12 protein-coding genes are annotated in these 12,348 nt (G+C 59.6%); 7 read left to right on the top strand and 5 right to left on the bottom strand.

What is annotated here, in order from left to right:
- Positions 1–100 precede the first annotated feature (100 nt).
- The 3 genes from Q0V31_RS13790 to Q0V31_RS13780 are packed head-to-tail and all read right to left on the bottom strand — an operon-like array spanning position 101 to position 2,443.
- Positions 101–751: a response regulator transcription factor gene (locus Q0V31_RS13790; RefSeq protein WP_298188352.1), complete on the bottom strand. Its 651-nt coding sequence runs from the start codon at positions 749–751 to the stop codon at positions 101–103.
- Complete coding sequence (locus Q0V31_RS13785; protein ID WP_298188351.1) at positions 748–2,004, bottom strand: HAMP domain-containing sensor histidine kinase; 1,257 nt, start codon at positions 2,002–2,004, stop codon at positions 748–750. Before Q0V31_RS13785 ends, Q0V31_RS13790 begins: the two co-directional genes overlap by 4 nt.
- A gap of 1 nt (position 2,005) precedes the next feature.
- Positions 2,006–2,443, bottom strand: a complete 438-nt coding sequence (locus tag Q0V31_RS13780; protein WP_298188350.1) for a copper-binding protein — start codon at positions 2,441–2,443, stop codon at positions 2,006–2,008.
- Between the two features lie 154 nt (positions 2,444–2,597).
- Here Q0V31_RS13780 and Q0V31_RS13775 point away from each other — a divergent pair, with 154 nt between their 5' ends.
- The 7 genes from Q0V31_RS13775 to Q0V31_RS13745 all read left to right on the top strand — a co-directional run bounded on the left by Q0V31_RS13775 (position 2,598) and on the right by Q0V31_RS13745 (position 8,498).
- Positions 2,598–3,788 (top strand): ABC transporter substrate-binding protein, encoded by a 1,191-nt coding sequence (locus Q0V31_RS13775; RefSeq protein ID WP_298188349.1) that lies wholly within the window; start codon positions 2,598–2,600, stop codon positions 3,786–3,788.
- A 140-nt stretch (positions 3,789–3,928) separates the two neighbouring features.
- A complete protein-coding gene (locus Q0V31_RS13770; RefSeq protein ID WP_298188348.1) occupies positions 3,929–4,894 on the top strand; it encodes a YVTN family beta-propeller repeat protein in 966 nt (321 codons plus the stop codon).
- Positions 4,891–5,619 carry an ABC transporter ATP-binding protein gene (locus Q0V31_RS13765; protein ID WP_298188347.1) on the top strand — a complete coding sequence of 243 codons (729 nt, stop codon included), beginning with the start codon at positions 4,891–4,893 and terminating at the stop codon, positions 5,617–5,619. Before Q0V31_RS13770 ends, Q0V31_RS13765 begins: the two co-directional genes overlap by 4 nt.
- A 40-nt stretch (positions 5,620–5,659) precedes the next feature.
- On the top strand, positions 5,660–6,454 hold the full coding sequence (locus Q0V31_RS13760) for an ABC transporter permease (RefSeq protein ID WP_298188346.1): 795 nt from the start codon (positions 5,660–5,662) through the stop codon (positions 6,452–6,454).
- A 168-nt stretch (positions 6,455–6,622) separates the two neighbouring features.
- Positions 6,623–7,138, top strand: coding sequence for a PQQ-dependent catabolism-associated CXXCW motif protein (locus Q0V31_RS13755; RefSeq protein ID WP_366915224.1), 516 nt, complete (start codon positions 6,623–6,625; stop codon positions 7,136–7,138).
- 54 nt (positions 7,139–7,192) lie between these two features.
- The gene (locus Q0V31_RS13750) at positions 7,193–7,858 is read left to right on the top strand and encodes a response regulator transcription factor (RefSeq protein WP_298188344.1); all 666 of its coding nucleotides are present in this window, start codon (positions 7,193–7,195) and stop codon (positions 7,856–7,858) included.
- An 85-nt stretch (positions 7,859–7,943) separates the two neighbouring features.
- The gene (locus Q0V31_RS13745; RefSeq protein ID WP_298188343.1) at positions 7,944–8,498 is read left to right on the top strand and encodes a cysteine hydrolase family protein; all 555 of its coding nucleotides are present in this window, start codon (positions 7,944–7,946) and stop codon (positions 8,496–8,498) included.
- Positions 8,499–8,552: 54 nt separating this feature from the next.
- On the opposite strand, the gene nahK is transcribed toward Q0V31_RS13745, so the two are convergent.
- Together nahK and nosP are read right to left on the bottom strand one after the other, a co-directional pair.
- On the bottom strand, positions 8,553–11,195 hold the full coding sequence (gene nahK, locus Q0V31_RS13740) for a hybrid sensor histidine kinase/response regulator NahK/ErcS' (protein WP_298188342.1): 2,643 nt from the start codon (positions 11,193–11,195) through the stop codon (positions 8,553–8,555).
- A complete protein-coding gene (gene nosP, locus Q0V31_RS13735) occupies positions 11,134–12,288 on the bottom strand; it encodes a nitric oxide-sensing protein NosP (RefSeq protein ID WP_298188341.1) in 1,155 nt (384 codons plus the stop codon). The genes nahK and nosP overlap by 62 nt, the downstream gene beginning before the upstream one ends.
- Positions 12,289–12,348 lie beyond the last annotated feature (60 nt).

Genomic DNA, 12,348 nt, shown 5'->3' with positions numbered 1-12,348 from the left:
CCTACCAACGCAAATCTCGCCCAAGGGCAAAGCAGTTAGATTTTTAATAGAGTGTACTTAAACGCTAACCAACTGTTTGTAGGCAGCCCAGCGCAGACCTTCAGGCGCTTTCCAGCCCCAGCCGAATTACCCCGGTATCAATCGCAAGGTGCACCAATTCGGCCTGGGAGCTGATCTGCAGTTTGCTCTTGAGCAGCGTCAGGTAGTTGGACACGGTTTTGCTGCTGATGCACAAGTGCTCGGCAATCTGCCGGCTGGGCATGCCCTTGGCCAGCATCACAAAAATCTCGAACTCGCGCAGGGTCATGCAACGCAGGCGTGGGTCGCTACTGCCCTCACCCAAAGGGTTGCAAGCCAAGTGCGTGGCCAGGCTTTGCTCGATGTACGCATGCCCGGCCAAGGTGCGTTTGGCGGCCTCGACCAGCACCTCCGGCGATGAGGTTTTGGTCAGATAACCCAGCGCGCCGGCATCCAACGCCTGACGCACCAGAGGTAACTCGTCGTGCATGCTGAAGAACAACACACGCAATTGCGGCAGGCGCTGACGCAACCGTCGGGTCACCTCCAGGCCGCTGATGCCGGGCAGGCCAATATCCATGATGACCAGGTTGGGGATTTCCTCCTGAACCATCTGCAACGCCTGCTCACCATCACAGGCCTCGCGCACCATGACCTCCGGCAATAAGGCGCGCAGCAGGCTGGCATAGCCTTGACGGACAACCGCGTGATCATCAACCAGCAGAATTTTCATAGACCCGACTCCGGCAGTACCAGGCTGAGGCACAAGGCCCACCCGGCTTGAGGGCGACTGTGTACGCGCAGCACGCCACCCAGGCTGCGCGCACGTTCGTGGATCGAACGCAGGCCAATGCCAGGGCGCTGCGGCAACTGCGCGCCGCAACCATTGTCCCGAATAAACAGACGCAAGCGCTGCCCCTGATAGTGCAGCCGCACGCGCACTTCGCTGGCCTGGGCGTGCTTGGCCACATTGGTCAGCGCCTCTTGCACCAAGCGGTACAGGTGCGCCTTGATCGGTAACGGCAGGTTTGGCAGCGTACCGCTGACCGTGACGTGGCACCGCACACGCTGCGCCGTCTGCCAATTGCTCGCCAGTAAGTGCAGCGCTTCATCCAGTTGTAAATGCTCCAGCACCACGGGATAGAGGTCACGAATCAACGCCCGAAAGCCCTCTTGCAGGCGCTGGCAATTGGCATCCAGCTGCTGCGCGGTATGCAGTACCTGCTCGGGTTGCTGCGCCACGGCCTGCAACAAACAGGCTTGCGCACGAATACCACTGAGGTACTGGCCGAGGTCGTCATGCAGCGTCTGTCCCAAGCGCGCGCGCTCACGCTCTTGCAAGGCCATTAGGGCTTGGGTCAACTCGGTGTTATCGGCCTGGACCTGCTGCAAGGTGGTGGCCATGGCATTGAAATAGCCGGCCAGTTGCCGCGCCTCCGGCAAACTGCGCGCGGGCAAACGGGCATCGAGCTGGCCCTGGGTCACCTGCTGCAAGCCAGCCAATAGTTCATCCAGCACGCGCAGGCCACGGCGTACGGCCCAGCGAATCGCCAACAGGCTGCTCAGCAGCGCCAGCAGGCAGAGCAACAGCAACTGCAACAGTGAATCCCAGACTTCGTCGATCTCATCGGTAGGGTCGACGCTAATCTGCAATTGCCGACCGTCCGCCAACTTGAGCACGCGAGGGGTGTGTTGCAACGCAAACAGGTGCTGCCCCAACCACTGCTCAAGTGACAGCGCCGCCGGGCCTGTCGCTAACGGCAGCCACTGCACCCGCACATGGCGCAAATTATCGGCCAGGCCACTGTGCAGGCTGGCGGGGTCATGCTGCGCCGCTTCGTAGAGGTACTCGACCACCGCTTCGGCGGCCTGCACCTCGCGCTGCACATCCTCGCTGGCCTGGCGCAGCAAGAGCGCCAGGCCGAGCACGGTGACCAGGGCGAAGAACAGCGTCACCAGCAGGTAAGTGCGCCACAGAACGGACACCTTACTTGACCACGAAGTGACCCAGCATGCCCTTGCCCTCTAGGCCCTTGGCATAGAAGCGGAATTTGCCCGGTTTGATTGGCACGAAGAAAATCTCCGCCTCGCCGGCATCCTCAAATTCCAACTCAGTAAGCGTGATGGCCTTGATCTCGACGCCGCCGGCTTCAACCTTGCGCAGGAAGATCGAAGTGGCAAACTCAGGCGCCTGGAAGGCGTATTCCTTCTGCCCACTGGCGATGATCTTCAGCTGGTAGGCCTTGCCGGTTTCCAGCTGATATTCCATGTGCGACATGCTGTAGTCGCTGTCCTCGTTACCCAGCACTAAATCCGGTAGCGCCTGTGAACGTCGGGTCAGGTCGCCAGCGGCATAGATGCTATCAAAGCCGACCAGGCCGCTGAGCAGAATCAGTGTGAGGACAAGTGTTTTGATCGTGGTCATGCTGCCTACCTTTGTTGTTTTAATTAGTGCCCCATCGTAAAACCCCGGCGCAGCCACTGACTTACTACCTTGGTACAGGCGTACTGGTACTTTGGGCATATTTCCCGCACGCCCGGCTGTTCCTATGCTGGCAACATCTATTCAGGAGTTGCCCATGCGCCGGATCAGTCAATCCCTCATGTTCTGTGCCATTGCCCTGTGCGGCCTGGCCACACCTTGCCTGGCTAACACTGGCACAGCTGAGCTACAGGTACGCATCGCCTATCTGGGCTATACCCCCGATACCGGCCCATTACTGTCCAACGTGATTCCCGAACCGGAAGACGCCGGCCGCCGTGGTGCTGAGCTGGCGATTGTTGACAGCAACAGCACCGGGCGCTTTCTCAAACACAGCTACCAGCTGGACGTGGCCGAACGCAGCGACAGTGACAGCCTGCTGGCCGCCGCGCGCGAGTTGCATAGCCAAGGTTTGCGCCTGTTTGTGGTCAATGCCCCCGCGACCACCCTGCGCCAGCTCAGCCAGGCACTGCCCGACAGCCTGCTGCTCAACGCTGGCAGCGCCGATGACAGCCTGCGGCAGAGCCAGTGCTTGATTAATGTGCTGCACACCCTGCCCAGCCGCGCCATGCTCGCCGATGCCTTGGCGCAGTTTTTGGTGGTGCGTAAATGGACACGCGGCCTGCTGATCAGCGGCCCGACTGATGACGATCAAGCCTATGCCGCAGCACTCAAGCGTGCGGCCAAACGTTTTGGCCTGCGCATCGTCGCGGAAAAAGCCTGGAGCTTCGACAACGACCAGCGCCGCAGCGCCCAGGCCGAGATGCCGCTGTTTACCCAAACGGCGGAATACGACGTGGTGCTGGTGGCCGATGAGCGCGGTGACTTCGGCGAATACCTGCCCTACCAAACCTGGTACCCGCGCCCCGTTGCCGGTACCCAGGGGCTAACCCCGACCGCGTGGCACAAAACGGTGGAAACCTACGGTGCCGCGCAGCTGCAGAAGCGCTTTGAGGCCCATGCGCAACGCTGGATGAATGACCGCGACTTCGCCGCCTGGATCGCCGTGCGCAGCATCGCCAGCGCCGTCAGCAAACTGCGCCAGAACGACGCCCAGGCCATCCGCACCTTGGCCCTGAGCGATCAGTTGCCACTCGACGGCTTCAAGGGTCGCAAGCTGAGCTTTCGCAGCTGGAACGGCCAGCTGCGCCAACCCATTGCGCTGGTGCAACCCCGCGCCCTGGTCAGCAACTCGCCGCAAGAAGGCTTTCTGCACCCCAACACTGAACTCGACAGCCTCGGTTATGACCGCCCTGAAGTGAGCTGTGATCTGGCGAAAACACCTTAAGGACTCTGGCCGAACAGTGATTGTGGGAGGGCTTTAGCCGCGACTGTCGTCGCTGAGCGCCGCCCACGCAATTAAGCCTAAGACTCAGCAAGCCGCTCGAAAACCCGACAGCAGCCAATTAAAACAAGAGGATTAACCCCATGCGTTTTACTCGCCTTGCCTGCGCCATCGCCGTTAGCCTCAGTTGCCATAGCGCCCTGGCGGCCACGGCCTATGTGTCCAACGAAAAAGACGACAGCATCAGCGTGATTGACCTGGACAGCATGCAGGTCACCGCCACCCTGGATGTAGGTCAGCGGCCGCGAGGCTTGCTGCTCTCCAGTGACAACAAGCTGCTGTATATCTGCGCCAGCGACTCGGACCGCGTACAGGTGATGGACCTGGCCACGCGCACGATCATCAAGGAACTGCCCTCCGGCGCCGATCCCGAGCAGTTCGCCCTGCACCCCAACGACCGTTGGCTGTATATCTCCAACGAGGACGATGCCCTGGTCACGGTGGTCGACACCCAGAGCGACGAAGTACTGGGGCAGATCGACGTCGGCGTTGAGCCCGAAGGCATGGCCGTCAGCCCTGATGGTAAGTGGGCCGTGAACACCAGCGAAACCACCAACATGCTGCACTGGATCGATACCAGCACCCAGCAACTGGTGGACAACACCTTGGTCGACCAGCGCCCACGGCATGTCGAGTTCGACAAGGACGGCAAGCGCCTGTGGGCCTCGGCCGAAATCGGCGGCACGGTCAGCGTGATTGATGTCGCCAGTAAGCAGATCGAAAAAGTCCTGACCTTCCAGATCAAGGGCGTACACCCGGACAAAGTGCAACCGGTGGGCGTGAAGCTGAGTGACGATGGCAAGTACGCCTTTGTCGCCCTCGGCCCGGCCAACCACGTAGCGGTACTCGATGCCAAGAGCTACGAAATCCTCGATTACCTGCTGGTTGGCCGCCGCGTCTGGCACCTGGCCTTCACCCCGGACCAGAAGCAATTACTGACCACCAACGGGGTCAGCGGCGATGTCTCGGTGATTGATGTCGACTCACTCAAGGTTAGCAAATCGATCAAGGTCGGCCGCTACCCTTGGGGCGTGGTCGTCACGCCATGAACGCGCTTCAGGTAGAGGGCGTAAGTTTCGCCTACGGCCAACGGCAAGCCTTGCAGAACGTTAGTTTCAGCGCCGCGGCGGGAAGCTTTAGCGCGCTGCTGGGGCCTAATGGCGCGGGTAAATCCACCCTGATTGCTCTGCTCACCCGGCTTTATGACCTGCAACAGGGCGATATCCACATCTTCGGCCACAGCCTGCGCAGCGCCCCACGCCAGGCGCTGCGTCAACTGGGCGTGGTGTTTCAGCAAAGCACCCTCGATCTGGACCTGTCGGTGCAACAGAACCTCGCCTATCACGCCGCCCTGCATGGCCTAAGCAAGCGCGAGACGCTGGCGCGTATCGACGAGGAACTGGCGCGCCAGCATCTCGACGAGCGCCGCCACGAGAAAGTGCGTGCACTAAATGGCGGCCACCGGCGCCGTGTGGAAATTGCCCGTGCCCTGCTGCATCGCCCGCGCCTGTTGTTGCTTGATGAAGCCAGCGCCGGCCTCGACCCGGCCAGCCGCCTGGCGCTGAACCAGCATGTGCGCCAGCTGTGTGCTGAGCATGCGCTCGCGGTGCTGTGGACTACCCATTTGCTCGATGAAGTTGAGCACCAGGATGAGTTGCTGATCCTCAATCGCAGCCGCCTGGTCGCCCAAGGTGGCGTGGCCCAAATCAGCCGCGCTGACGCCGATCTGGCCGCCACTTTCACCCGCCTGACGGGTAGCGAGAACCATCCATGACAGCCCGATCAACGGCCTTCTTTCAATCGGAGCCTCGCCCATGAGCGCCTACTGGTACTGCCTGCAAGGCATCGTGCAGCGTGAGTGGTTACGCTTTGTTCTGCAGCGCAGCCGCTTCTTCAGCGCACTGGTGCGGCCGCTGCTGTGGCTGCTGGTGTTCGCCGCCGGCTTTCGCGCCGCGCTGGGCATCGCCATCATCGCGCCGTACGACACCTACATCACCTACGAAACCTACATCGTGCCGGGGCTGGCCTGCATGATCCTGCTGTTCAACGGTATGCAGGGTTCGCTGTCGATGGTCTACGACCGTGAAATGGGCAGCATGCGCATTCTGCTGACCAGTCCACTGCCACGTGCCTTTCTCTTGGCCGCCAAGCTGCTGGCCATCGCCCTGATCTCGTTGCTGCAGGTGTATGCCTTTCTCGCAATTGCCTGGCTCTACGGCGTGCAACCACCCGCTTTGGGGCTGCTCAGCGCACTGCCGGCGTTGCTGCTGGTGGCGCTTATGCTCAGCGCGCTTGGTTTGCTGCTGTCCAACGGCATTCGCCAGTTAGAGAACTTCGCCGGGGTGATGAATTTCGTGATCTTCCCGTTGTTCTTCCTCTCTTCGGCGCTTTACCCCTTGTGGAAGATGCGTGAAGCCAATGAATGGCTGTACTGGCTGTGTGCACTCAACCCGTTTTCCCATGCCGTGGAACTGGTGCGCTTTGCCCTCTATCAACGGCTCAGCCCGCTGGCGCTGGCTGTCTGCTTAGGCCTGACGCTGCTGTTCGCCGTACTCGCCGTGCTGACCTTCAATCCGCAGCATGCAGCCCTACGCAAGAACAATGCCTAAGCCGCCCCTTCACAGCCAGCAGGTATGCACCCTACTACTTTGGTACTGGTTTTCCTCTCCAACGTAGAATTCCCAAAGCAGCAACATTGCCCTGTAATAGAACGATAAGAAGAACCGAGAACCAAGGCGATGAAGTACTGCCTGGCGCTGCCAAAGCTCCTGATACTGATGGCTAGTTTGTTGCTGACCAGCACTGCACTGGCCGAAGCCCCGCTGTTTTCTGCCGATGGCTACCGTCTGAGCCATTACCGCAGTCCCACACCTCTTAGCCACGACTATGCCCGCACGCTGGATACCGCTGCGCTGCAACAGCTGCTGCGTGAACGACCCGAGACTCGCCTGATTGATGTCTACCGCCGGCAATGGCTGCATGGCCAGTTCATCGAGGATGATCTGCACGCCAACCTGCCAAACAGCCTGTGGCTGGCCAACACCGGCGACGGTGAGCTCGCTGCACAATGGCAGGACTATTTCCGTGAACATCTGCAGCAGGCCAGCCAGGGCAATAAGGCGTGGCCCTTGGTGTTCTATTGCCGCGCCGACTGCTGGCTGGGTTGGAATGCGGTAAAACGCGCCCATCATCTGGGTTACAGCAACCTCTACTGGTACCGTGACGGCATTGATGCCTGGCAACAAGCCGGCCTGCCCCTGCTACCCGCACAACCTTTACCCTTGCTACGTTAAACCCAGCGTTACGGCTCAACCCCACCATAATCAAAACAACGAGGTGATAAGGCCATGTACAAAATTCTAATTGCCGATGACCACCCGCTGTTTCGCGAGGCCATCCATAACGTCCTCAGTGACGGCTTCCCCGGCAGCAGCATCATGGAAACTGCCGATCTCGACAGCGCCCTGGCACTGACTCAGGAGCATGATGATCTCGACCTGATCCTGCTCGATCTGAACATGCCCGGTATGCATGGCCTCAATGGCCTGATCAACCTACGCAACGAAGCGCCGACCATTCCGGTGGTGATCGTCTCTGCCGAACAGGACAAGCAGATCGTCCTGCAGGCCATCACCTACGGTGCGGTTGGCTTTATCACCAAGTCATCACCACGAGCGCAGATGACCGATGCCATCCAACAGATTCTTAACGGCAACGTCTACCTGCCGCCAGATATCATCCGCTCTCAGAAAGTCAGTTCACACCGCAGTCATTCTGAGCACCACAGCTTCCCTCCCGAATTGTTGCAAGCGCTTACCCGCAAGCAGTTGCTTGTACTTGAGCGTATGACTAAAGGCGAATCCAACAAGCAGATCGCCTACAGCCTGAACATCGCCGAGACCACGGTCAAAGCCCATGTCTCGGCCATTTTGCGCAAGCTCAATGTCCACAACCGGGTGCAGGCGATTCTTTCGGCTAGCGATATTGATTTCGCGGCCTACCTGCGGCGCTAATTGCTGACACACTCCACCAGCCGGCCACGGACGGGCCAGCTACCACGCTAAGCGCACACCCTCTCCCCAGCCAAAGGTTTACAGCATGTCTAAAACAGCATTGATCATCGTCGACCTGCAAAATGACTACTTCCAAGGCGGTAAGTGGCAGCTCGAAGGCACCGAAGTTGCTGCCACCAACGCTGCTCGTCTGCTCAGCGCCTTTCGCGCCAAAGGCGCGCCGGTGGTGCACATCCGTCACGTATTCGCCAACGCCGACGCACCCTTTTTCGCCCCAGGCTCGTCTGGCGCAGAGGTTCATCCGCTGGTTGCAGAACTCCCTGGCGAGACCGTGTTGATCAAACAGCAGATCAACAGCTTTCGCGATACCGAGCTTAAACAAGTGCTGGATCAGGCCGGGGTTAGCCAGGTGCTTATTTGCGGTGCTATGAGCCATATGTGCATCGACGCAGTAACCCGCGCTGCCCATGATTTCGGTTTCAGCTGCGCGGTAGCACATGACGCTTGCGCCACCTTGGCCCTGGAGTTCAACGGGGTGAACGTGCCCGCCAGCCAGGTGCATGCTGCGTACATGGCAGCACTGGCGTTTGCCTATGCCAATGTGGCGAGCACCGAAGCACTGCTAAGCGAGCTGCTGTAACGGCACACATCTTTAGCGCTGTACGGTGCAGTAACCGGCGCGCTAAAGACATCGCTACCCCGCTACGCTGCGGTCCAGTAGATGGCTGATGGCGGTTTTTAGCTTCATCGGCCGCACCGGTTTATGCATCAGGGTATGGCCCAACTCGCGCATCTGCAGCTTGAGCTCGTTGCTGTAGTTGGCGGTGATCATCAGAGCCGGCAAAGGTGAGCTGCGCCGGGCATTGATCTGGGCCACGGCATCCACTCCGTTATGGTCATCATCGAGGTGATAGTCGGCGATCAGCAGGTCGGCATCATCATGGTAATTATCGACCTGTCGCGCCAAGTCCTCCTCCGACAAGGCGGTCACCACCTGACAGCCCCAGGCTTCCAGCAAGGTGCGCATACCGGCGCAGATCGCCGCATCGTTATCCAGCACCCAGATACGCGACCCACTGAGGCGCTCAAGCAGTATGTCTGGGGTGTCATGCTCCACGCGTACACGCGGCGCACGAGTGCTCAGCGGCACCTCAATGGCAAACACCGAACCCTGACCCTGGCGTGACGCCACACGGATACGGTGGCCCAGTATGCGGGCGATCTTATCGACGATGGCCAGACCGAGGCCAAGCCCGCGGTCCTGTTTCAAATGCGCCACGTCGCCGCGCTTGAACTCCTGGAAGATCTCCTCCAGCTTGTCATCGGCGATACCCATGCCGGTGTCCCACACCTCAATCGACACGCTTTGCCGACGCCGCCGACAACCCAGCAAAATGCGCCCACTGCTGGTGTAGCGAATGGCATTGCTGAGCAAGTTGCGCAGAATGCGCGCCAGCAGCTGAATGTCGCTGTGCACCAGCGCCGAGCTGGGCACGAAGTCCAGTTGCAGGCCTTCACTGCCAGCGATCTGGTGATACTCGGCTGCCAGATTCTCCAACAACTCGCTGACCGCAAAAGGGGCAATGTCGGCTTTGATCACTCCGGCATCCAGCTTGGAAATGTCGACCAGGGTACCCAGCAGGCTTTCCACATCTTCCAGCGAGTTGCTGACATTGCGCACCAGGCTTGCGCTCTCCACCAGGTCACGTTTCTCCAGCAGTGCGCTGGTAAACAGCCGCGCCGCGTTGAGTGGCTGCAGTAGGTCATGACTGACGGCGGCGAGAAACTTGGTTTTCGACAGGTTGGCCTGCTCTGCCTCGCCCTTGGCTTCACGCAGGCGCGCTTCCATCTGCGTGCGCTCATCAATCTCGCGGCGAAGTTGGTTGTTCAAGTCGGTCAGCTCGGCGGTGCGCTCACGCACCCGTTGCTCCAGGTGTTGATAGGCCTGGTGCAACGCTTCGGCGGTACGCCGCCGCTCAGTGATATCGCGGACCAGCACAAAGATCCCGACCACCTCGCCGCAGGCCAACCGATTGGGCACATAGGAGCGCAGCATGTAACGCTCCTGCCCGTTACGGTTGGTTTCGGCAAACTCGAAGGTCACGCTCTCGCCGGACAGCGCACGCGCAACAAAAGGTTCAAGGCGCCGGCAGTGTTCGTCACCGTGTACCACACGCAGGTCCTGCCCGAGCATCGCGCCCCGCGGCCAGCAATACCACTCTTCGTAAACCTTATTGGTGAACTGATACGTCAGGTCAGCTGTGAGGTAAGCAATCAACGCAGGTACATGGTCCGTGATCAGGCGAATCCAGCGCTCACTCTCGCTCAGCGCATTTGCGTGGCGGTGCCGTTCGGTGATGTCCGTGAAGGTATTGACGAACCCACCAGTGGGCAGTGGATGAGTACGCACTTCAAGCATGCGTCCGTCGAACAGGCGCAGCTCCATTTCATCGATTGAGCGGCCGCTGGCATCGCGACTTTCCGGGGTCAACAGTTGCAGTTCACTGTCAGCCATGACCTCGGCAAATGGCCGGTGAGCATTGATTGGGGCTAGGCCACAGAGATCGAGGAAACGGTGATTCCATAACTCCAGCTTGCCCTCGGCATTGACCATCGCCATGCCCTGAGAGAGATTGTCCATGGCCCGCTGTAGCAGTCGCGACTTCTGCGCCAGCGCCTGCTCGCGGCGCATAGTTTCGTTGAGTTTGACCTCGGTGATATCGGTGTAGAGGATTACCAATCCCCCCTCACGGGTCGCTCTTTCACTTACCTGCACCCAACGCCCGTCTTGCAGACGGTAGAGCATGTTGTCGTCACGATTGCTACGCTGCTCCTCGACCACCAGCCCCGTACTTTTACTCAGGCGCTTGATCTCTGCCAAACGTGTGCCTGCAGTGATACGCGCCCTACTATCAGCCCAGAATGACTTGAAACGGCTGTTGAACAACACAATGCGCTGCTCACGATCGAACAGCACAAAGGCATCGGAAATGCTCTCGATTGCATCGATCAGGTGATGGTGAGCCGTTTCAGCCCGTAAGCGCGCATCGCTGAGCAACTGATTACTGGATTTCAGTTCGGCCATGGCCTGGTTCAGCGCATCGGTGCGCTCTCGCACCTGTTCGGCCAACACAACCGAATGCTGAAATGCCGCGTAGGCGTCATCACCTAGAGAGTGCGCCGATTCGACTCGTTCGATCAGGGCGTTGTTAATCTGCCGAAGCTTAAAGTTCTGCCGCTCCAACCCAGCGCAGCGTGCCTGTAGCTCGGCAACATCAGTCGTGAGCGGGGCGACCAATGGCGACTCCGGTAAAGGATTGGTTGATATGCATGCCATTGAACTGCTCTCCGTAGGTATTAAACCCAATCACCTTCTGGCTGCGCAAAAAGGCTGAAACAGGCTCGACGCCGTCCCGTTCTTCGATTTCCAGACGACGCAGAAAACAGTCGCAGCCAATGGTCAGCAGCAACGGCCCGAGCCGCTCGCGCAAGCCATCAAAAACGTTCTGTAGGTCCGGCAACAGAGGGCCAGGCTGCATAGCGGTAAGCACAATGCCGTTCTCCACCGCGCAATAGAAGGTCAGGCTGAGATCGTCATTGACCCGCTGGATGGAGCGCACGTAATACTGCCCGCCGATCCGTACGGCCAAAGGGTGCGCAGCAAACAGACGGTGGTCCAGAGCGGCCAACGGCACACCGATCAGCTCGGCATACTCCAGCGCCGCAGGCGCGGCATTCAGCTCATACACTCGTCGGCTGGCGCTGTCGGCTCGTGTCACCACCAGCTTCTCGGTGCGTGGCAAGATGTGGTGGGTGCTGAACACCTCGAAATCCAGCCAGGTATTGAACAGCACTACCACTGCCGAACCGGTATGGAACTCGCCGTTGTAGTAGACGTAGGTGTGGGTCAAGTGATTGTCGTCGCCTGCCGAGCCGCCAAAGTGCGGAATACTGCCAAATGCGGCACTCAAGGCGCCGAGCACCACTTCCTCACGGCTGGACAGGCCATCAAGCAAGGTCAGGGCGAAGCTGTGGCCCTTGATGGTAGCCAGTTCATTGTTACGACAATCGCTGACCAGACGCTCGACCAACTGTTGCGCATCGATGAGGCTGAAGCGCTCCATCTCATCGATTAGCGCACTGGCAATTGAGAAGCTGCGGTGATCAAAGCCGATGGCGCTGACGCAGCCGCGATCATAGCCTTGCGCAGTGATCTCTCCGGCGCTGGTACAGCCCACTAGGTTGACCCCGCCAAAGTATTTATCCAGGGCTTCGCCCAAGCCCCGCAGGTCGTATTCCGCCGAGCAGAAGAACAGCACGAAGCCAAGGTTTGGATGGATCAGCTTACGGGCTAGCTCCTGCGCCACAAGCTCGACTTCAGTGGCGTTTGAGGTGGCCGTCACAACACCTTCAGTAAGCGTATGCGGCATAGCGACTCCCATCGAAAACACCTTAATTCATGCGGGTATTCTACGAAGGTAGCCAGCAAC

Source organism: uncultured Pseudomonas sp., from assembly GCF_943846705.1.
In the GTDB taxonomy this organism is placed as follows: Bacteria; Pseudomonadota; Gammaproteobacteria; order Pseudomonadales; family Pseudomonadaceae; genus Aquipseudomonas.
The sequence above is the reverse complement of the archived record's forward strand: the minus strand, read 5'-3'. Positions and strand labels throughout refer to the sequence as shown.

What these genes read in the sequence shown, in the direction of transcription:
- Q0V31_RS13765 (WP_298188347.1), top strand. Translation starts at nt 4,891, where the DNA reads ATGAACGCGCTTCAGGTAGAGGGCGTAAGTTTCGCCTACGGCCAACGG.
- Q0V31_RS13790 (WP_298188352.1), bottom strand. Translation starts at nt 751, where the DNA reads ATGAAAATTCTGCTGGTTGATGATCACGCGGTTGTCCGTCAAGGCTAT.
- Q0V31_RS13755 (WP_366915224.1), top strand. Translation starts at nt 6,623, where the DNA reads ATGGCTAGTTTGTTGCTGACCAGCACTGCACTGGCCGAAGCCCCGCTG.
- Q0V31_RS13760 (WP_298188346.1), top strand. Translation starts at nt 5,660, where the DNA reads ATGAGCGCCTACTGGTACTGCCTGCAAGGCATCGTGCAGCGTGAGTGG.
- Q0V31_RS13745 (WP_298188343.1), top strand. Translation starts at nt 7,944, where the DNA reads ATGTCTAAAACAGCATTGATCATCGTCGACCTGCAAAATGACTACTTC.
- Q0V31_RS13750 (WP_298188344.1), top strand. Translation starts at nt 7,193, where the DNA reads ATGTACAAAATTCTAATTGCCGATGACCACCCGCTGTTTCGCGAGGCC.
- Q0V31_RS13770 (WP_298188348.1), top strand. Translation starts at nt 3,929, where the DNA reads ATGCGTTTTACTCGCCTTGCCTGCGCCATCGCCGTTAGCCTCAGTTGC.
- Q0V31_RS13780 (WP_298188350.1), bottom strand. Translation starts at nt 2,443, where the DNA reads ATGACCACGATCAAAACACTTGTCCTCACACTGATTCTGCTCAGCGGC.
- nosP (WP_298188341.1), bottom strand. Translation starts at nt 12,288, where the DNA reads ATGCCGCATACGCTTACTGAAGGTGTTGTGACGGCCACCTCAAACGCC.
- nahK (WP_298188342.1), bottom strand. Translation starts at nt 11,195, where the DNA reads ATGGCATGCATATCAACCAATCCTTTACCGGAGTCGCCATTGGTCGCC.
- Q0V31_RS13775 (WP_298188349.1), top strand. Translation starts at nt 2,598, where the DNA reads ATGCGCCGGATCAGTCAATCCCTCATGTTCTGTGCCATTGCCCTGTGC.